At 59.9% G+C, this 21003-nt stretch carries 17 protein-coding genes; 8 read left to right on the plus strand and 9 right to left on the minus strand.

What is annotated here, in order from left to right; all coding sequences use genetic code 11:
• The first annotated feature begins 150 nt into the window (after positions 1–150).
• Positions 151–819, plus strand: a complete 669-nt coding sequence (locus BTIS_RS09495; protein ID WP_245819402.1) for a M48 family metallopeptidase — start codon at positions 151–153, stop codon at positions 817–819.
• A 363-nt stretch (positions 820–1182) separates the two neighbouring features.
• Here BTIS_RS09495 and BTIS_RS09500 read toward each other — a convergent pair whose 3' ends face one another.
• From BTIS_RS09500 to BTIS_RS09515, 4 genes are all read right to left on the minus strand, one after another.
• Positions 1183–1662 (minus strand): Dps family protein, encoded by a 480-nt coding sequence (locus BTIS_RS09500; protein WP_094664887.1) that lies wholly within the window; start codon positions 1660–1662, stop codon positions 1183–1185.
• A gap of 194 nt (positions 1663–1856) precedes the next feature.
• Positions 1857–3278 carry a hemolysin family protein gene (locus BTIS_RS09505; RefSeq protein WP_094664889.1) on the minus strand — a complete coding sequence of 474 codons (1422 nt, stop codon included), beginning with the start codon at positions 3276–3278 and terminating at the stop codon, positions 1857–1859.
• A gap of 112 nt (positions 3279–3390) precedes the next feature.
• Positions 3391–4023, minus strand: coding sequence for a carbonic anhydrase (locus BTIS_RS09510; protein WP_094664891.1), 633 nt, complete (start codon positions 4021–4023; stop codon positions 3391–3393).
• A 331-nt stretch (positions 4024–4354) separates the two neighbouring features.
• On the minus strand, positions 4355–7114 hold the full coding sequence (locus BTIS_RS09515) for a phosphoenolpyruvate carboxylase (RefSeq protein ID WP_094664893.1): 2760 nt from the start codon (positions 7112–7114) through the stop codon (positions 4355–4357).
• Positions 7115–7483: 369 nt separating this feature from the next.
• Between BTIS_RS09515 and BTIS_RS09520 the strand changes: the two genes are divergently transcribed.
• Positions 7484–9307 carry a threonine/serine exporter family protein gene (locus BTIS_RS09520; RefSeq protein ID WP_094664934.1) on the plus strand — a complete coding sequence of 608 codons (1824 nt, stop codon included), beginning with the start codon at positions 7484–7486 and terminating at the stop codon, positions 9305–9307.
• Positions 9308–9669: 362 nt separating this feature from the next.
• Here BTIS_RS09520 and BTIS_RS09525 read toward each other — a convergent pair whose 3' ends face one another.
• Complete coding sequence (locus BTIS_RS09525; RefSeq protein ID WP_094664895.1) at positions 9670–10683, minus strand: aldo/keto reductase; 1014 nt, start codon at positions 10681–10683, stop codon at positions 9670–9672.
• Between the two features lie 161 nt (positions 10684–10844).
• On the opposite strand from BTIS_RS09525, the gene BTIS_RS09530 reads away from it, so the two are divergent.
• Positions 10845–11342, plus strand: a complete 498-nt coding sequence (locus tag BTIS_RS09530; protein WP_094664897.1) for a MerR family transcriptional regulator — start codon at positions 10845–10847, stop codon at positions 11340–11342.
• A 734-nt stretch (positions 11343–12076) separates the two neighbouring features.
• On the opposite strand, the gene trpS is transcribed toward BTIS_RS09530, so the two are convergent.
• Positions 12077–13168 carry a tryptophan--tRNA ligase gene (gene trpS / locus BTIS_RS09535; protein ID WP_094664899.1) on the minus strand — a complete coding sequence of 364 codons (1092 nt, stop codon included), beginning with the start codon at positions 13166–13168 and terminating at the stop codon, positions 12077–12079.
• Positions 13169–13319: 151 nt separating this feature from the next.
• On the opposite strand from trpS, the gene BTIS_RS09540 reads away from it, so the two are divergent.
• Positions 13320–13718: a DUF3073 domain-containing protein gene (locus BTIS_RS09540; protein ID WP_094664901.1), complete on the plus strand. Its 399-nt coding sequence runs from the start codon at positions 13320–13322 to the stop codon at positions 13716–13718.
• A 133-nt stretch (positions 13719–13851) separates the two neighbouring features.
• Here the strand turns inward: BTIS_RS09540 and BTIS_RS09545 are convergent, their stop codons facing one another.
• Positions 13852–14241 carry a sterol carrier family protein gene (locus tag BTIS_RS09545; protein WP_094664903.1) on the minus strand — a complete coding sequence of 130 codons (390 nt, stop codon included), beginning with the start codon at positions 14239–14241 and terminating at the stop codon, positions 13852–13854.
• 228 nt (positions 14242–14469) lie between these two features.
• Here BTIS_RS09545 and BTIS_RS09550 point away from each other — a divergent pair, with 228 nt between their 5' ends.
• Positions 14470–16926, plus strand: a complete 2457-nt coding sequence (locus BTIS_RS09550) for a glycogen/starch/alpha-glucan phosphorylase (RefSeq protein WP_094664904.1) — start codon at positions 14470–14472, stop codon at positions 16924–16926.
• 232 nt (positions 16927–17158) lie between these two features.
• Here BTIS_RS09550 and BTIS_RS09555 read toward each other — a convergent pair whose 3' ends face one another.
• Positions 17159–17401 (minus strand): hypothetical protein, encoded by a 243-nt coding sequence (locus BTIS_RS09555; RefSeq protein ID WP_094664906.1) that lies wholly within the window; start codon positions 17399–17401, stop codon positions 17159–17161.
• Positions 17402–17583: 182 nt separating this feature from the next.
• Between BTIS_RS09555 and BTIS_RS09560 the strand changes: the two genes are divergently transcribed.
• Entirely contained in the window at positions 17584–18348 is a 765-nt protein-coding gene (locus tag BTIS_RS09560; protein ID WP_094664908.1) for a rhomboid family intramembrane serine protease, read from the plus strand.
• 156 nt (positions 18349–18504) lie between these two features.
• Here BTIS_RS09560 and crgA read toward each other — a convergent pair whose 3' ends face one another.
• The gene (crgA, locus tag BTIS_RS09565; RefSeq protein ID WP_094664910.1) at positions 18505–18984 is read right to left on the minus strand and encodes a cell division protein CrgA; all 480 of its coding nucleotides are present in this window, start codon (positions 18982–18984) and stop codon (positions 18505–18507) included.
• Positions 18985–19103: 119 nt separating this feature from the next.
• On the opposite strand from crgA, the gene BTIS_RS09570 reads away from it, so the two are divergent.
• Together BTIS_RS09570 and BTIS_RS09575 are read left to right on the plus strand one after the other, a co-directional pair.
• On the plus strand, positions 19104–19844 hold the full coding sequence (locus BTIS_RS09570) for a DUF881 domain-containing protein (RefSeq protein ID WP_094664912.1): 741 nt from the start codon (positions 19104–19106) through the stop codon (positions 19842–19844).
• A gap of 13 nt (positions 19845–19857) precedes the next feature.
• Positions 19858–20979 (plus strand): class E sortase, encoded by a 1122-nt coding sequence (locus tag BTIS_RS09575; protein WP_375137759.1) that lies wholly within the window; start codon positions 19858–19860, stop codon positions 20977–20979.
• Positions 20980–21003 lie beyond the last annotated feature (24 nt).

A 21003-nucleotide genomic window follows, 5' to 3' on the forward strand; every position in this document is an offset into this window, starting at 1 on the left:
GGTACGCGAATTCATGCGGATTTTGTCGTTTGGGCATGATGCACAGCGCATAATGCATGATGGTGGTGATGAACCACCGCTATCGGTGTCGGGGGCGAGCAGATCGGTCGTCGTGGAGTCGTGGAGTATACGTGTTGCGGAGGGAGGAACATGGCCGGGAAAAGAACGCTGGCGGTGGAGATCCTGGAAATGGATGATCTCCGTATACAGGTCTCGCGCAAGGCGGTGAAGAACATGTATCTGCGTATCAAGCCGCCGGACGGTCGTATCGAGATCACCGCGCCGGTGCGGACAAGTCATAGACGCATCGAGGAATTCGTGCGCTCTCGTCGGACGTGGATCATGACGTCCCGGAAGCGGATTCTCGATCATGCAGCGCGATTCAACGCCGTGGACGGTGCGCCGGGCGCGGATGGCCGTAACGCGAACGGCAGCGAATCCGGAACGAATACGCCCACTCCCGCACGTCCGTCGTTCGGACAACCGTGGACCACGGCCCGCAAAACTCAGGCAAAGCGGATCATCAACGCGCGTCTGCCGGAACTGTTACGGAAATGGACGCCGATCATCGGCAAATCACCGACGAACATCTCGTTGCGGGCAATGACGTCACGATGGGGATCGTGTACTCCTGCCACCGGGCGAATCCGTCTCAATCTGGAGCTGGCGTATCTGCCGGAACGATATCTGGAATACGTGCTCGTGCACGAACTCACGCATCTGTGGGAACGTAACCACGGCGAGGGATTTCGTCGGCGTATGACCGCATATCTGCCCGAATGGCGGCGTCTGCGTCGGGAGCTCAACCAGCTGGTGTGACGAACTCGAGCGCGTGCCACTCCGCAACGAGGCCGGATCGTAGTTGGCATCGGGAATCCGTGCGGTTGGTTATGTGCGGGTTCAACAATCATCTGCAACGAACCCGCATTGGAACCGACTCTGTACTGCGGGTTCGTCGCGTCTGCATTACAGACCCGCAGCGAAGAAGCCGGTGAAATGTGGGTTTATCACGTTCGAGTTGCAGACCCGCAGTATGGAGCCCGCCTGAGTGCGGGTCAGTGAGGTTTACACAATGGACCCGCAGCGAAACGACGCCCGCTGCGGGTCCATTGCACATAATCGTCTAATCCGATCGGAATCCAAGCGGATCAGACGATCAGCTACGCGATTGTGGTTGCGTAACTACGCGATGTGGCTGCGCAGGAACCACTGGAACAGCTCCAGCGCCTGCACATGGTCCTGAATGATGTTGGAGCTGACCACGTCCAGTTCGTCGAGTTCGGCGATGGCCTTACGGTCGTCGGTGATGAACACGTCGTAGTAGTCGATGAGCGCCTTGATGTACTCCTCGGTGGATGCGCGGCCCTTGAGATCCAGACTCTTCCACGAGCGGTTGCGCACGATCGCGTCAGGCGTGCCGTCGGGCGAACCACCCAGCGTAGCGATGCGCTCGGCGGTCTCATCGGCCTGGGCGAGCACCACGTCGACCTGCGGGTCGAGCATCTCGTGCACGGCGATGAAGTTCGGGCCGGTCACGTTCCAGTGGGCGTGCTTGAGGACCAGCGCGGCCTCCTGCTCTTGGCTGAGACGGTTCTGCAGAATGGCGATGGACTTCTCGGCCTGTTCTTCGCTCAGGCCGGGGACAGTGAACGGAAGCGTCATGATATTCCTCCTTGTGTTGGACGGATGGAATGGTACTTCAATTCTAGATACGTGCGGTCGGTAAATCGTTCAACGCTCAGCGAAGAAACGATCCGCCGCGATATTGCAATGATGTGAGCGATACTCACGGCATATCGGGGGCGAGTCGTGCTGTGCCGACGAGTGCTTTTACCGCAGTCTGAGCACTACGGGCATCACGAACGTTCGTCGCGCCCGTCATCATTGCGATCGTCGTTCTCATGATCATCGGTACCGTTGTCGACCCGCCCAGCGTTGTCGTCGCGCCCAATGTTGCCGATGCCGCTACCAGTGCCGGCGGTACTATTGCCGTCACGCTTCCGCACCTCGATCGTCTGAATACGCCTGCCGTCCACCTCGGTGATGACCATGTCGTAGCCGTCGTCGGAATGCAGTACGGCCCCGACCTTGCCCATTTCGCCGGTCTTGGCGAGGAAGTATCCGGCCACGGTCTCGTACGGGCCGTCCTCAAGTTCGATGCCGGTGAGTTCGTCGAAGTCCTCGATCGTCATGCCGCCGTCGATGCGTGCCACGCCACCAATGAATGCCGATCCAGGCTTCTTGCCGCCGGCCTCCTCGGGCAGATCGTATTCGTCACGGATGTCGCCCACGAGTTCCTCGGTCATGTCTTCCAGTGTCACGATGCCGTCGGTGCCGCCGTATTCGTCGATCACGATGGCCAGATGGATGCCGCGCTTGCGCAGCAGAGACAGGCTGGGCAGCAGTTTCGACGTGCCGGGCAGTGAGATGCCTTCGCGTGTCACGTCGGCCACGGTTTGCGCCTGCTTGTTACGTACGTCGAGCAGGTCACGCACATGCACGAAGCCGAGTACGTCGTCGAAGTCCTTGCCGATCACCGGATAACGGGAGTACGGCATGTCGTGCACGAAGTCGGCCGCCTTGTCGAGCGGCATATCGCCGTCGATGAACACGACGTCGGCGCGTGGACGCATCACCTCGGCGACGATCGTTTCGGATGCGTCGAATACGTCGTCGAGAATCACGCGCTCGTCCTTGCTCAGGTTTGTGTTCGACGACACGAGTACGCGCAGCTCATCATCGGACACTTCGGTTTCGGTTTCGTTCGGATCAAAACCAAGCAGTCGTACGATGCCATTCGTGTTCTTGCCGATCAGCCAGATGATCGGTCGACAGATCGTGGCGAACACGTCGATCGCGGGCACGACGGCGCGTGCGATCTCTTCGGTCTTCTGCATGGCGATGCGCTTGGGCACCATTTCCGAGATCACGATCGAGCAGTAGGAGATGATGAGCGTCAGGCCGATGGTGATGAGTGGATTGGCCACGAACGTCGGCACGCCCCAGCTTTCGACCAGTGGGATCAGGAACGGTGCGATGGACGATGCGCCGAACGATGCGGACAGGAAGCCGGACAGTGTGACGCCGATCTGCACGGTGGACAGGAACGTGTTCGGATCGCGGGCGATCTTTGCCACGCGGGCACCACGGGCATCCTCCTGTTCCATCTGTTCGATCTGAGAGCCGCGCAAGCTTACCAGAGCCAGCTCGGTGCCTGCGAATACGGCACCGATGACCAGAAAGACGAAAATCAGCAGGATATTCAAACCAAGTGACATGATTCCACACTAATGGAAGCCCCCACCAGCAGGGGTTGATCCCTTTGCCACTGCCATGGTGGAGGAACGGATCGGCTTATCATCCCCGTCTGTTCCTCCACACGGGGAATGATCAGAACGACAGTACCTCCACCTTGCCGTCGTCCATCTTGTAGCGGGCACCGACAAGCGACACTTCGCCCGAATGCACGGCGTTGCGGATCACGGCCGAATCGGTGACCAGTGCCTCCAGCGTCTGCGCCACATGGATGCGTTCCACATCCTCGGCGGTGTCCAGATCGGAATCCAAGGCCAGGCGTACCGATGCGCCCACCTCGCGCATGAGAATCGATCGGAATCCTTCGTCCTCCGTGTTCTCGTCGCCGGATAACACCTTCATGGCGGCGGCCACCGCGCCGCAGTTCTGATGACCCATCACCACGATCAGACTGACGCGCAGATGCTGCACTGCGTATTCCAATGATTCAAGAACGGCCTCGTCCACAACCTCACCGGCAGTACGGATGGTGAACAGATCGCCCAGTCCCTCGTCGAAGATGATCTCCGGCGGCACCCGGGAGTCAGAGCACGACAGCACCGCCGCGTCGGGCGTCTGCTCGTCGATCAACGATTCGCGGGTTTCGCGATCCTGCCATGGATGTTCCGCCTTGCTTTCGGCGAAACGACGATTGCCCGCCAACATTCGGCTCCATGCCGCGTCGGCGCGGGTACGGCCATTCTGCTCATCGTATTCATTCTGTGCCATGCTGCACCTCCACTTGCAATGAAACCCGTGTGCTGTGACATCGGGACCGGAATCCGGGGTAATCGGAACTCATCGGACCTAGGTCTGGGTCAAACCGGACGTATCGAATTGGGGTTTGGGTGAATCGGGACACGGGTCTGGGGAAATCCGGTCCCATAAGTCTGGGTCAAACCGGACGTCTGGGTATAACCATGTCACGAGCACTCCCGATATTGATTCCTCATGACATGGTTTGACCCAGACCGGTAACGCAAAGGCCCGCAAGGGTACGTCCGAAACGGAACGTATCCTTGCGGGCCCTGTCAACGGGAACCGGGAGACCGGCGGCCGATCAGCCCGTGTTCTGCAGGCCTGCCGCCACACCGGACACGGTGCAGAGGATCAGGTAGATGAAGTCCGCGGTCTGAGACTCGCTCAGCTCGTTCTTCTCGTCGCGACGACGCACCGAACGCAGCGCACGCACCTGCGTGACCGACAGCGCGTTCACGTACGGCGAGCGGATTCGAATAGCCTGACCGAGTACGTGACGGTGCTGCAGCGGCCACTCATCGCCCACGATCTTCAGAACCCACTTGCGGGTGAGCGCCATCTCCTCAAGCACCTTGTCGCGCAGATCATCACGATCGCCGAGAGCCAGATACAGCTTGGCGATACGCTCATCGGTCTTGGCCAGCGACATCTCGATGTTGTCGATGAAGGTGCTGAACAGCGGCCACTCCTGATACGCCTTGCGCATGGTGGCAAGGTCGCCGAACTGCTCGCATGCGGAACCCAGACCGTACCAGGCGGCCAGGTTGATGCGGGCCTGAGCCCAGGAGAACACCCACGGGATCGTACGCAGATCGTCGAGCGACTTCGCGCCCAGACCACGCTTGGCCGGACGGGAGCCGATCGGCAGCAGGCCGACCTCGGTAAGCGGAGTGACGATGGAGAACCACGGGGCGAAGTCCGGCGTGTTCAGCAGATCGAGGAAGCGCGCGTGAGACGCGTCATCCAGCTGCTTGGTCATGTCAGCGTACTTCGCGGTCATCTCCGTGTTCGTCTTCTCCACGCTCGGAGCGGACTGCAGCAGCGTGGCCGAAGCAACGGACTCGATGTGGCGCACGGCCAGCACCGGGTTGCCGTAACGAGCGAAGATGACCTCGCCCTGCTCGGTGAGCTTGAAGCGGCAGTTCACGGAACCACGCGGCTGGGCAAGCACGGCACGGTTGGCCGGGCCACCGCCACGACCGACGGCACCGCCACGACCGTGGAACAGCGTCAGATCAAGGTTGTTGGCCTCAGCCCATTCCACAATGCGCGCCTCGGCCGAATGCAGGGCCAGCGTAGCCGTGGTCGGACCGGCATCCTTCGACGAATCGGAGTAGCCAAGCATGACCTCGAGCTTACGACCGGTGGCCTTCAGTCGAGCCTGCACCTCCGGGATCTTCAGCATGGCGTCAAGCACATCCACGCAGTTCTGCAGATCCTCAAGCTGCTCGAACAGCGGAATCACGTCGATGATCGGCGCATCCTCCGGGTGCTCGAACGCCAGACGGTTGAGCTCGTACACATCCTTGATGTTCTGAGCGGACTTGGTGAACGAGATGATGTAGCGGCGAGCGGCCTTCGTACCGTTACGACGCTGAATCGAACCGAGCGCGCGGAAGGTGTCGAGCACCTCGCGGGTCATCGGCTGCAGTTCGCCGCGCTCACCATGCAGACCGTGCTCGCGAATATCGGCAAGAGCACGGGAATGCACCACGGAGTGCTGACGGAACTCCATCTCGACCATGTGGAAACCGAACGTCTCGGCCTGCCAGATCAGCGTCTGCAGCGGGCCATACGCGCTACGCGGAGCGCCGGCGTCGGCCAGCGACTTCTGCACGGTCTTCAGATCGGCGATGTAATCATCGCAGGAGTGGTACATCAGATCGGTGTCACGCTCAATGGTGGCGTGCAGACGGTCGGCGATCACCAGCATCACCGCACGATGCGGCTCCTTGGTGGAGATCAGCTCGGCCTTCTCGGTCAGGCGCTCGCTCATCTCGCGCTGGTGGCTCCACAGGCTCAGCAGGCCGGCGCACGGCTTGGTGTCCTTGGATTCCAACGTCAGGTTACGGCCCACCTCACGGGTGGCCTTCTCAAGCTTCGCGATCACATGATCGCTGAACTTGCGAGCCACCTGACGGCTCACGCGAGCGGTCACGTTCGGGTTGCCGTCACGGTCGGAACCGATCCAGCTGCCCGGGTGGAAGAACGCGGGGCATGCCGGCGGAACCTTGCCCGCCTTGTCGCCCAGCACCCAATCATCAAAGCGGCGGTACACCTTCGGCACGGTGTCGAACAGCGTGTTATCAAAGATGTCAAGAATTGTGTCGGCCTCTTCAACAGGGGTCGGCTTCTTCAGCGCGATCGGAGACGTACGGAACATGGCGTCGATCTCATTGAGCATCAGACGCTCGTTCTCCGCCAGATCGGAACCACCCAGACGCGGGCGCTCCTCAAGCAGTTCGGCGATACGACGGATCTTGCCTTCCACGGCCTTACGACGGGCCTCGGTCGGGTGCGCGGTGAACACCGGATGGAACTCCAGCTTCTCCAGCAGCTCCTTGGCCTTCGCCGGTCCGCACTCTTCGATCATGCGCTTGTATGCGCCGGTCATTTCGTTGATCGGATCGGTGGGGGCGTCAACGGGAACCTGCTTCTCGCGCTCATGCAGAACGCTGACTCGGTAGTTCTCCTCCGACAGATTCGCCAGATGGAAGTATGTGGTGAATGCGCGGGCCAGCAGAGTGGCGTCATCCACGGATACCGAATCAATGAGTTTCACGGCCTTTTCAAAGCCGACCTGCTCAGGATCGTCATCGTCGTATTCCCCGCTGGTGCCACCGAACTCGCCACTGGTCGCCTCATTGGCGTATTCCAGCAGCTGATCGAAGTTGTCCAGCAGATTACCGTCGTACTCTTTCAGCACCGTACGCAGCAAACGAAGGAACAGATCCATGTTGTCGCCAAGGTTGGCAGGAAGATTCTGCTCCTCGGGACCCTTCGTGCCGGTTCCGGTGCTAACGATTCCCGAATCGGCGGCTTTAATCGTCTCGTCTGTCATTCAGACCTCCTTTGCCTCGTCATCGGTTGTTCGTCTATCGGCGTTCTGCGGCTCCTCCGCAGTTATGGCTGCCGACCGTTCCGAACCCAAAGCCGATGAACAGACGCCCCACCATTCTATTGCGCCGAACCCTCCGTTTATTACGGGAAGTTTTCATAATGGACAATCTCGAGTTGTCTACGTACCTTGGATTCGCTTCACAGTGCCGTAAATCCGCTTTCGTTACGCCTCGTTCTGCGTGCAGGAGTACAAATAGGAAGTGTGATTTTCGGGAAGAAGCATGACAAGAACGGGACCCCTCACGGCGCCGCGATTCCCGCCGGCGTCGATAAGGTCACCAAATTCCACACCCACTCCATTCCGCTCGACATGGAAGACATCGAACGGGATCTCGACAAGCCCGTGGTAGAGGCGGGTATCGCCGCGAAAACCAGCGTGATCGTACGCGTCGGTATGCTCGATCTGGCCGCCGGCACCGGAAGCTACCGTGTACGCCAGATGATGCATCGCATCGCCTACCCGCTTGGCGTGCACGTGCGCGCCGACGTCAACCTCACCGACATCGAGGCCTCCTGCACCGACGGCAAGAACCGCAACACCGAGGTCGTGGATCTCCCCACCACCGGCGTCAACACCGAACGCATCTGGCTGCTCGAACACTTCGCCGACTGGTTCAGCGTCAACCTCGGCCATTCCGCCGTCTATCACAGCCGCGGACTCAAAGTCTCCGACACCCTGGTGGAACATCTCGACGTGCGTGACGCATCGCAGCTGTCCGCCGAAGCCTCCAAGGAGGAACGTCGCGCCGCCAAACATCCCGAAGCCAATTCCCCGGCAAACGCGAACGCGCAGGACGGCATGGCAGATGCCGATCTGCCCATGCAGCCCACCAGCGCATCCACCGCACAGGAACGCCTCGATGAAATCGCCCGACAGCAGCGTCAGGACAGCACCGATCCCATCGCCGAACAGATAAACGCTCACGCGCATGACTCGCACAACACCCCTGACGACCGCAACCCGCACGCTTCACACGATCCACAGCATGCGGAAAACTCCGGGGATAACGATCCCATCTCCCGCGCTGCCGCCACAGGCAGTCTCAAACATGACACCAAGCGCGGCATCAAACCCCCGCGCGAATACGCCAAACACTTCGAACACCACACCAATCCGATCAACCCCGCGCACCCGGACTTCCACCCCATCACCGTGCGCCAGGCCCACGAACGACTCGACCTTATCGAACATCGCAAGCCGCTCTACAGCCCCGAATTCGCCGGATTCGCATCCGCCATCGCCTGCGCATCCTTCGTATTCCTACTCGGTGGTGGACTCTACGACATGATCGCCGCATTCGTCGGCGCCGGCATCGGACACTGGCTCCGTCGCAAACTCTTCGCCAAGCACCTCAACCAGTTCTTCGTCACCTTCGTCGCCGTCTTCGTTGCCGCGCTCGCCTGCACCGGCACCCTGCGACTCATCGGCTTCTACGATCCCATCGCGCTCGCCCATGACACCGCCTACATCGGTGCCATGCTCTTCGTCATCCCCGGATTCCCCCTCATCACCGGCGGCCTCGACATCGCCAAAATCGACTTCCCCTCCGGCATCCAACGACTCACCTACGCGCTCTCCATCATCCTCATGGCCACCCTCGCAGGCTGGGCCGTCGCCCGCATCGTCTTCCTCAACCCCCAAGGCTTTGAACCCCAAGGCCTCAGTACTGCCGTCACCGGCGTTCTGCGCTTCATCTTCGCCTTCATCGGCGTCTGGGGCTTCTCCGTCATGTTCAACTCCCCCCAGCGCATGTGCCTCGTCGCCGCCTCCATCGGTGCCATCACCGACACCCTGCGTCTGGAAATCCAGGACCTTCTCAGCGTTCCCCCGGAAGCCGCCACCTTCATCGGTGCCTTCCTCGCCGGTCTCCTCGCCGCCGGCTGGCGTTCCTCCGTCCGCCACGGCTGGCTTCCCCCACACCTCGGCTACCCCCGTATCTGCCTCACCGTCCCCTCCATCGTCATCATGGTTCCCGGCATGTACATGTACCGCGCCATGTTTTACCTCGGCCAGTTCGACACCCAAAACGCCCTCGACTGGGCCTTCCGCGCCTTCATGGTCATCATCTGCCTGCCCGTTGGACTCGCCATGGCACGTGTGGTGACTGACCGTTCCTGGCGCTACGACATCTGAATTATTCACATGATGGAGCGCCGCCTGCGTTGCTCCTTAGTCGACGTACCTTTGTACGTCTTCCTTCGGTGCGCCTTGGTGTCGCACGCATCATGTGAATAATTCGGGTCACCGGGTAACGGAGCGCCGCCTGCGTTGCTCCTTAGTCGACGTACCTTTGTACGTCTTCCTTCGGTGCGCCTTGGTGTCGCACGCATCATGTGAATAATGCCAAATCATCGGATAACGGAGCGTCATCTGCGTTTCAGAAGACTCGACGTACCTTTGTACGCCTTCGTCTTCTGTGCCTTGATGTCGCACGCGTTATCCGATGATTTTTACGGGGTGCGTACCTTTGTACGTCTCTTCGGTGCGGCTGTGCGTTACTTGCCTAGGGCGATTTCGTCGATGCGGCGCAGTTCGTCGTCGCTGAACTCGAGATTCTTTAGCGCACCGATGTTGTCGACGATCTGCTGCGGCTTCGATGCGCCCACCAGCACGGTCGTCACCGCCGGATGATGCAGCAGCCACGCCACCGACATCTCCGCCAGCGTCTGACCACGATCGGCGGCCAGATCATTCAACGCGCGAATCTGCGCCAGACGTTCCGGCGTCAACGCGTTCTCGTGCAGGAACCGGCCATCCGCCTTGATACGGCTGTCGTCCGGCACGCCGTTCAGATACCGGTTCGTCAGCAGTCCCTGCTGCAGCGGGCTGAACGTGATCACGCCCTTGCCGAGCCGTTCCGCCGCATCCAGCAGTCCGTTATCCGCCGGACGACGATCGAAAATATTGAACTTGTTCTGATTGATGATGAACGGCACACGCAGCTCCTGCAGCATCGCCGTCGCCTTCTCCATCGTCGGGCCGTCATAGTTCGACAGACCCACGTACAGCGCCTTACCGCTGCTCACCGCCTGCGCCAGCGCGCTCATCGTCTCCTCAAGCGGCGTCTCCGTATCCGGACGGTGATGGTAGAAGATATCCACGTAATCCAAACCCAGACGCTCCAGACTCTGATCCAGACTCGCCAACAGATACTTGCGGCTGCCTCCATCGCCGTACGGCCCCTGCCACATCTCATACCCGGCCTTGGTGCTGATGATCAGCTCGTCACGATGCCCGCGGAAATACTGGCGCAACAGACGGCCGCAGTTCTTCTCGGCCTGCCCCGGTTCCGGCCCATAGTTGTTCGCAAGATCAAAATGTGTGATGCCATGGTCGAACGCCGTGAACACCAGCTGCTTCATATGCTCATACGGCGTGAGATCACCGAAATTATGCCAAAATCCCAGTGACAGTGCCGGCAGCTTCAAACCAGAATTGCCGCAACGGTTATAGACCATGTCATCGTATCGGCTGGGCGCGGGCGTGTACACGGTTGTGGGTTCGAACATCATTGCTCCTTTGCTGACATGCAAAAAACCAGGCGATATCGAAATCGGTTGATATCGTGATTCCATCGTTACACTTCAAGCGCACTTGAACGCAAATCACACCGGATTGCACGATGACGATGATTGCGCGGTGGCGATGATTTCAAGACAGGAGCTGATGTATGGCAACGACTACGCATATCGACAACGGCCATGATAACAACGACGTTGCCATTGCCGATCCCGTCGGATACTCCATCCGGCAGGTCGCCGCGATGTTTCACATGCAGCCGTCCACGTTGCGTTATTACGAGGATGCGGGTCTGCTCACCAACGTGGAACGCGACTCCGCAGGGCAGCGCGTGTACCGGGAATGTCACATCAACCGACTGCGCACAATCTGCTGCTTCAAGCACGCCGGCATGAGCATCAGCGAGTTGCAGCGGTTTTTCTCCTACGAGTCCGACGAAGTCGGCCATATCGATGAGATCATGGAGCTGCTGTACGAGCGGCATGAGGCGTTGGACGAACAGCGTCGTGCACTTGAGGAGGCGCATGCGCATTTGCTCTGCAAACTGCATTTCTACGGCGACATCCAGAAAGCCGCTCGTGAGCGTCGCCCACTCCCCCAATGGTCCGACTATCGCCACGCGGTGTTCACGGAGATTTCCGGTTCATGACACGACAAAACCCCGCGGAACACCGAGAAGTTCCATGGGGCTGGGGATTGTCTCGACAGGTGTGTGACTGGTTTTGGCTGCCACCGGTCGTGATGCCGGCGGGAAGGGTCTCCCGCTGAGAGCCGCGCCGATCAAAGCGGTGACGACATGGAGAAAGACGGTTCCCCGCCTCGGTGCGTATCTGACGCGCGCTTGTGACGAACAAGCACCGGACGCACGCCCCGATGCGCATATGACGCACAGAGACGTCGAACAAGCACCGGGGACACGCTCCAGTGCTTGTTCGACGCACGCTTGTGCCAAACCCGCATCAAGGGGCACGCTTCAGTGCACATTCGACGCACGCATGCGACCAAAACCAGCTACACACTTACCGAGACATTCCGCGGGGCTACCTACCATAACCACGATTTATGAACCACAAACCCTGGTTCGCCGTTGAGTTTTGGATGATGTGTGTGTCCGCAAGGCGCACCGAAGGAAGGCGTACGAAGGTACGTCGACTGAGGAGTAACGCCGCGGACACTCCATTTGCGTGTGGTTGATTGTTTGTGTAATGCGTGTGTCTTCAAGGCGCGGAACGCGAAGGCGTACAAAAGTACGTCGAGTGTTCCGTAACGCCGGTTCATTGTCGAGTTTTGGATGATGTGTGTGTCCGCAAGGCGCACCGAAGGAAGGCGTACAAAGGTACGTCGACTGAGGAGTAACGCCGCGGACACTCCATCATCCAAAACTCAGTATTTCATGCCCATGGCGGAGCGCACTTCATCCAACGTCTCTTCGGCGATCGCATTGGCGCGCTTGTTGCCGTCGTGGAGGATGTCTCGGATGGAATCCATGTCCTTGGCGAGTTCGGCGCGGCGCTCGCGATGCGGGGCCAGGAACTCGTTGACGGAGTCGGTGACGTACTTCTTGAGGGCACCGGCACCGGCGGCGCCGATCTCGTCGGCGATCTCCTGTGGGTCACGACCGGTTACCAGACCGGCGGTGGTGAGCAGGGCGGCGACCTGCGGACGGTTGATCGGGTCGAATGTGATGGTGCGCTCGGAGTCGGTGGGGCTCTTCTTGATGAGCTTGGCGGTTTCTTCCGCGGTGGCACCCAGCATGATGGAGTTGCCGTAGGACTTGCTCATCTTGCGGCCGTCGAGGCCCGGGATCTCCGGAGCGTCGGACAGGATGGCGGACGGCTCGGGGAACACGGGGTTCTTCTTGGCGAAACGCTCGTTGAAGCGGCGGGCGATGGTGCGGGTGATCTCCACGTGCGGCAGGTTGTCCTTGCCGATCGGCACCACGTTGGCTTTGCAGAAGAGGATGTCGCATGCCTGATGCACGGGGTAGGTGAGCAGCAGGCCGGTCAGTGCGTGGCCGCTGGCTTCCATCTCGGACTTGACGGTGGGGTTGCGGTGCAGTTCGGCCTCGGTGACGAGGGAGAGGAACGGCAGCATGAGCTGGTTCTCGGCGGGCACTGCGGAATGCGTGAAGATCATGGTCTTGGTCGGGTCGATGCCGGCGGCCATGTAGTCGAGAACGAGGTTGAGCACGTTGTCTTCGATGTGCTCGGTGGTGTCGCGGTCGGTGATCACCTGATAGTCGGCGATGATGATGTTGGTGTTCACGCCGCGGTTCTGCATGGCCACGCGCTCCTTGATGGAGCCGAAGTAGTGGCCGAGGTGCAGACGGCCGGTCGGGCGGTCGCCGGTGAGCATGGTGAACTTGCTGGGATCGGCCTCAAGTTTGGCGAGCGTGGCGTCGGAGCGTTTCTTCGCTGCGAGGAAGCTCGCGCTCATTTCGTTGCCTGCTGCTGTCAACTGCTGCTCTTCGGCCATTACGCACCAACCCGTTTTTGTTGAAGGTATTGAAAAATAACGCTCTAATCGTAAAAGTCTGAGCCGACATCCCAAGATTAGTGGTACTCTCTTATGTGATGAATTAGGAAACGTGTTGCCTCGGGCACAATAGACTGGCGAAGGGGGTCAGATGGGCCGCGGACGTCAGAAGGCTAAGCAGACGCGAATTGCCCGTAAGCTCAAGTACCTCACCACTGATACCGATTACGATGAGCTCGCGAAGGAACTGTCAAGTCAGGATGAGGTGACTCCATCCGCTGCGGATCCGTTTGCGACGATCGAAACCAAGATTCATGCCGATGATCATGCGGATCATGCGTCCGGCGGGGTTGATGGCGAGGAACTGGACGAGTACGCGCAGTGGGCCGCCGAAGCCGCCAAGAAGGCGGAGGAGAAGCCGGCCGCCAAGGCTCCCGTTCGACGGGGACCGATTCCCATGCCGATGCCTTCCGCATTGAAGAAAACCGTAAAACCAGCCGCTCCGGCCAAGCCGAAGACGGAGGATTCCGAGTCCGATTCCGACGAATGATCGATCAGTGATCGTTCGTATTCGGCAGATAATGTAAGGGGCAGACGCCATTCGGGTGCCTGCCCCTTTTTCATACCTATATATATTTGTATCGAAGTCTGTGCGCGTCGTCGTTCGCGGTAGTTCCCTTCCGCTATATCAACGGGAGCAGTTCACTCAGATCGTCGCGCTCGCCCACCGCGCTGATGTGTCCGGCGTTCTTCTCCTCGTCCCATGTGCTCATTCCGCAGACCAATCGCAGCCATACGTCCGGTTCGAGTTCGATCACGTCGGGAGGCGTGAGATTATGCGGATCTGATGCAGGCCCATCCAGAATTTTGATCGCGCCCCATGGCGCTACGCGCACTTCCACGCCTTCACCCGGCGCTCTGCGTTCCATGAGATACAACGAATATCGCACGGCCATGGCCCAGACCCGACGAGGCAGATCGTCCGTTTCCGCGGGCTCGTTCGCTGCCGTTTGCCGCCATTGCTCCAACGCCCGTTTTCCTTCGGGTAGATCCTTCTTCAAAATGGATGCCATATGATCATCATCCCACGTCCCTTTCCGATGTGTGGTTTGAAGGATGATTGCGCCAGCGTTTGTTCACTTGAAACAACTGCAATTGGCACGTTCAAGTGCTACCATCGGATATTGTTGGTCTCAGACAGGTGAATCCGTCATCCAGAATTCATCTGAAAGCTAGGCAGAGTCGCCTTTGCGGACGGATAATGTCTAGCGGGAGATGTTTCTCACGAGAAAGAGTGCTTTATGACTGAGCAAACCGCACCGAAGTCCCCGGTGACCACCGAGCAGTTCATTGACGAAATCAAGGAGCAGCTGAAGTACAACCAGGGCGTGACTCTTGAACAGGCTACCGACGCCGACATCTACGTCGCGTCGTCCCTGGCCGTTCGCCGCCACCTCATGGACTCCTGGACCGCTACGCAGAAGGCCATGGTCGAAGGCAACACCAAGGCCGTCGGCTACCTGTCCGCCGAGTTCCTCATCGGTAAGCAGCTGCGTAACGCGCTGCTCAACCTGGGCATGCTGACCGAGTTCGATGAAGCCGTCAAGACTCTGGGCCATGACCCGCAGCTCGTCGTCGACGCCGAGTACGAGCCCGGCCTCGGCAACGGTGGTCTGGGTCGTCTGGCTGCCTGCTACGTTGATTCCCTCGCCTCGCTGGGCGTGCCGGCCTTCGGTTACGGCATCCAGTACAAGTACGGTATCTTCAAGCAGGAGTTCGACGCCGAGGGCAAGCAGGTCGAGCGCCCTGACTACTGGCTCGCCAACGATGAGCCGTGGGGCCACATCGACTACAACCGTTCCCAGAAGGTCTCCTTCGGCGGCGAGGTCGTCGAGGAGAACGGCAAGAAGGTTTGGAAGCCGGTCTGGTCCGTGCGCGCCGTCCCGGTCGACTACATGGTTCCGGGCTACGCCTCCGGCCGTGTTGACACCCTGCGTCTGTGGAGTGCCAAGAGCTACGACGAGTTCGACCTCCTCACCTTCAACAAGAGCGAGTACCTCGACGCCGTCAAGCCGCAGGTTGAGGCCGAAAACATCTCGAAGATCCTCTACCCGGAGGACTCCACTCCTCAGGGCAAGCGCCTGCGCCTCGAGCAGCAGTACTTCTTCGTCGCCGCATCCCTGCACGACGCCATCCGCGTGTTCTACCCCGGCCAGGACAAGCCTGATCTGACCACCTTCCCGGACAAGATCACCTTCCAGCTCAACGACACCCACCCGGTGATCGGCATCCCCGAGCTCATGCGCATCCTGATCGACGAATACGACTACGACTGGGATACCGCCTGGGATATCACCACCAAGACCTTCAACTACACCTGCCACACCCTGCTTCCGGAAGCCCTCGAAGTCTGGCCCGTCGACCTCATCAACGAGCTGCTGCCTCGCCACATGGAGATCATCAACGAGATCAACGAGCACTTCCTCGCCGAGCTCAAGGGCCTCACCCGTGACAAGGAGCGCATCAACCGCATGCGCATCGTCACCGAAGGCGAGCACCCGCAGGTGCGTATGGCCTACCTCGCTACCGCCGGCGGATCCCACGTCAACGGCGTTGCCGAGCTCCACTCCCAGCTCCTCAAGGACGTCACCCTCCGTGACTTCTCCGACCTCTTCCCCACCAAGTTCACCAACGTCACCAACGGTGTCACCCCCCGTCGCTTCATCCGCCTTGCCAACCCCCGCCTGAGCGCCCTCATCACCGAAGGCCTCGGCACCGACAAGTGGCTCAGCGACCTCGACCTGCTCCAGGGCCTCGTTCCTCTGGCCAACGACGACGAATTCGTCAAGAAGTTCGCCGAAGTCAAGCACGCCAACAAGGTCGCCTTCGCCAACTTCGCCAAGGACCGCTACGGCTTCGAAGCCAACCCGGACACCATGTTCAACACCATGGTCAAGCGCCTCCACGAGTACAAGCGCCAGTCCCTCAAGATCCTGGCCCTCATCTCCCGCTACGCCGCCATCAAGAACGGTACCGTCAACGTTGATGACGTTCTCCCCCGTACCGTCTTCTTCGGCGCCAAGGCCGCCCCGGGTTACTACATGGCCAAGCTCACCATCCAGCTCATCAACAACGTCGCCCGTGTCGTCAACAACGACCCCGACGTCAAGGGCAAGCTGGCCGTCCACTTCCCCGCCAACTACAACGTTCGTCTCGCTCAGCACCTCATCCCCGCCACCGAGCTTGACGAGCAGATCTCCCAGGCCGGTAAGGAAGCCTCCGGCACCGGTAACATGAAGTTCGCCCTCAACGGCGCCCTTACCGTCGGAACCCTCGACGGTGCCAACGTCGAGATCCGCGAACGCGTCGGTGCCGACAACTTCTTCCTCTTCGGTCTCACCGTCGACGAAGTCGAAGCCCTCTACGAGGAAGGCTACGATCCGGCCAAGTACTACGAAGCCGACCCCCGCCTCAAGATGGCCATCGACATGATCTCCTCCGGTACCTTCTCCGACGGCGACCGCAACACCTACGCGCCGCTCGTTGCCGACTGGCTCACCAAGGACTACTTCATGACCCTCGCCGACTTCAGCGCCTACGCCGACATCCAGTACCAGATCGAGGACCTCTACCGTCAGCCCATGGAGTGGAACCGCAAGGCCATCCTCAACGTGGCCAACACCGGCTACTTCAGCTCCGACCGCGCGATTGAGGATTATCTCGAGCGAATCTGGCACACTTCTCCGCTCGCTGACTGACGGAGTGTCATCGGTTGCGCAGAAGGTTCGACGTACCTTTGTACGCCTTCACCTTCTGCGCAGCCGATGCCACACTCGTCAGTCAACTCGCTTGCTCGCGACTGCGGAGGGTGATTGAGTACATAAACAATGTGGGTGGTGGCGCTATCGAAAGCAATGTGCTTCCGGTAGCGCCACCACCCACGTTTTGTATGTCAGGCGAACCTGAACCCCAACCCTAACGGGAAAACTCTCAGGCCTCTTCGGCGGTTTCAGCCTCGTCGGCCTCAGCCTCTTCCGCGGCCTCGTCGGCCTCGGCCTTCTCCTTCTTCGTGACACTCAGATCGACCGGAGAAGAGCTGTTCTCCCACGGCTCCTCCCACGGGTCATACTCCGGGTTCTGCTGCTTGTACAGGTACAGCGCCGCCAGACCGGCCAGCAACGCACCGAACAGAAGCGCGAAGAACTTCCACCCGTTCGACGACTTGTTCTCCATATTGGCTCCTTTCACAGGGAATTACAGCCTGCCCTTTCAGACCGCTTTCACCCATTCTAAGCCGACGATGTGCCCAAGCTGTGAGCATCCACGCCGAACGTCCCTTGAAAGTCATCCCATCACAGGCATCCTCGCCCGTCCGTCTCTTCTCACCGGCCCTACCATGCCATACAGTAGGGTCCATGAGCCAACGTTTTCGTCTGTTCCCCAACTCCCCCACATCGCACGACCTATTCGATCGCGACAACATCCGCCATCAGTGGCGCATGGGCGGACCAGTGATCACCTCCGCGATCATCATGATCTGCGTGGTCATGTGGGCAGTGGAAATCATCACCAGATTCATCGCGCCGAACCTGCTGGGCACCATACTCGGCTACGGTATGTTCACCTCCGCACTTGCCGCGCAGATGCCATGGACGTTCATCACCGCACTGTTCCTGCACGAACCAGGCATCTTCCACATCCTGTTCAACATGCTCACCCTCTGGGCCATCGGGCCGGTACTGGAGCGCATGCTCGGCCACTGGCAGTTCCTCGGTTTCTATCTGCTGTCCGGATTGGGCGGAGACATGGCACTGCTGCTCTGGGCCCGACTGCTGCCCGGCGGCACCGGCTGGGGCATGTCCACATACGGGGCGTCCGGAGCCCTGTTTGGCCTGTTCGCCGCCATCTTCGTCGCCTACCGTCGCATCGGCATGGACATGACATCCATGATCGTATGGTTGGCGATCAACTTCATCATGCCGTTCATCGCCCCCGGCATCGCATGGCAGGCGCACGTCGGCGGATTCGTGATCGGCGGACTGTACGCATGGCTGATGGTCGCCGGACTGCCGGCACTACGCAAAACAGGCCTTACCGCGCGGGCCTGGGTATACGGCATCGCATTGTTCATCGTCGTTGCCGGTGTGAGCGCGTGGTGCCTGATTCCCACACTGGGATAAGGCCGATACGACGAGTCATCGCACGGCACCAATACCAAACGATCCTCCCGAATCATGAATTGATCCGGGAGGATCGTCATATATACGATCAGTGCCATACCCATCCGTATGTCGACAGCATACGGTGTCGTAGTGCGGTACGGTGCATTGAGCGGGTCAGCGCCACCACATGGTCATCAGGAATCCGATCAGCATGATGCCGAATCCGATGGCAAGATTCCACGCACCGATGTTCGGAATCGGGTAATCGTACGTCATGTAGTACACGACCACCCACACCAGACCGATCACCAGCAGCGCGCAGAACAGCGGCACGAACCAGGCCGGATTCGACTTGGTGCCCTTGATCGACTCCTCCACACGCTTCGTATTCTCCTGCTGACGGGCGAACATCTTGCGCATCTGCGGCGTCATGGCGGCCTCGTCAACGCTCTTGTTGAGCACGGCCTCCACCTTGTCCATGGAAATGCCGAAATCGTCGTCCTTGTCGTCGGACTTGTCCTTGTCGGCGGTCTCGTCCTTGTCGGCGACATCCACGGTCTTGTCGTCCGGTTCCTTGACATCAACATCGGCGGTGGTGTCGGTGACGGTGTCCGCCTTGGTTTCGTCGAGCTTCTGCTCGTCCTGTTCAGCCATGAGAGATTACTCCTTTAACGTAAGCTACTAGTCATAGTAGTGGCTAGAGTGGAAACAGTTGACAAGTCGAATCCAATAATAGGACGAACAATACGAACGGATAAGGCGGATTGACGATCATGGGCAAGCACGGAGGCAGACATGTAGCGCGTAAGTCGATGGTCGGCGCGCTCTCCGTGATCATCGTGTTCGCGCTCGCCGGATACCTCTTCGTCACGAACGTGCGCATCAACCGTTCCGTCACCGTCACGTCCGACACCACCCAGCTGCTCAATGAGCGATCCCGCAAGGTCACTGAACTCGAAGGCGATGTCAACACTCTCAGTGACAAGATCGACGCATTGAAAACCCTGACCGGCAACGACAGCTCCACGAACTCTGAGGACGTGGGATCAGGCACCAAACTCAAGGCCGTGGAGGGGCCAGGCGTCACCGTCACGCTCGACGACTCCCCACTGTGGGAGACCAAGGTGGGCGACTCCGGATCATCGGCCGACATCAACGACTACGTCGTCCACCAGCAGGACATCGAAGGCGTGGTGAACGCGCTCTGGGCCGGTGGCGCCGAATCCATGATGATCGAGGACCAGCGCGTGACCTACAACTCCGCCGTGCGATGCGTAGGCAACGTACTGCTGCTCCAAGGCAAGCGATACGCGCCACCGTTCAAGATATCCGCCATCGGACCGGTGAACGACATGGTCCAGGCGCTCAACAATTCACCAACCGTGCAGGTGTACAAGGAATACGTGGACTCGATCGGCCTCGGATGGAAGGTCGAACGATCCGACAATCTTCGATTCGACGCCGCCAACGCGGTGCCGCAGACACTCAAATACGCCAAGGTAAAGGAAAGCTAACATGGCACAAACCATGGCCCAACCGACCGCCAACGCCCGTATGACGCGCAACCCCGGCAGCGGGAGGGGCTCCGCGGCATCCGCGATCCTCGGCATTCTCGGCGAGATCCTGCTCACCCTCGCCGCAGTACTCGCCCTGTACATCGCATGGCAGCTGTGGTGGACCGGCGTGGAATCCGAACAGGCGCAAAGCTCCCAACGAGACAGCGTCTCCTGGGTGGACCCGCAGAAAAACGGTAACGACTACACCATCGCCAAGGCACAGCAGGGCGATCCGCCGGTCCAGCCGCAAGGAGCCGTCACCGGCGACCTGATCGCGCAGCTCTACGTCCCCCGATTCGGACAATCATGGCAGCGCAACGTCGTGGAGGGCACCGACGCCTACCAGCTCTCCCGCCACGGCCTGGGCCACTACTCCGAAACCCAGATGCCCGGACAACTCGGCAACGTGGCCATCGCCGGCCACCGATCCGGCTACGGCGAACCCCTCGCCCACGTCGACGAACTCCAACCCGGCGACAAGATCATCCTGCGCACACAGGACTACTGGTACGTGTACACGTACACCGACTACAAGATCGTCACCCCCGAATCCACCGAAGTCGTGGCCGCGGTCCCCGGACAGCCCGGAGCAACGCCCACCGACCGCTACATCACACTCACCACATGCGAGCCGCGATACACCGAAGCCACACACCGCTGGATCTCCTACGGCAAATTCGACTACTGGGCCAAGGTCTCCGACGGCATCCCACAGGAACTCGCCGCATCCGCATCATCCGGCGGCGTACAGTTCGAACGCGGCCAGTCCTCACCGCTCGCCAAAGTGTCCGGATCCATGGAGAACCTGGTGATCGCGCTCGCCATCGCCTACGTCGTGGTGTATCTCGCCGCGCTTGTCGCCTGGCGATACCCGGTACTCAGGCAGATCAAGTACGGCGTGCGCAGCAAGCCCTCCGCAAGCCTCTACGGATGGTTCTACCGGCACCAGCCCGGCCCCATGCTCATCCGATGGGTATTGATGCTCATTCTGGCCCTCGCGATCGCCGCGACCCTGTTCGAATGGGCGTTCCCGTGGGCGGCGTCCAATATTCCATATCTGAAAGTCACGTCGAACTTCGTTGCCGTAGAGTAGACGCAGCGAAGCCCATTCAACGGA

The organism is Bifidobacterium tissieri (assembly GCF_002259645.1).
GTDB classification, from domain to species: Bacteria; Actinomycetota; Actinomycetes; order Actinomycetales; family Bifidobacteriaceae; genus Galliscardovia; species Galliscardovia tissieri.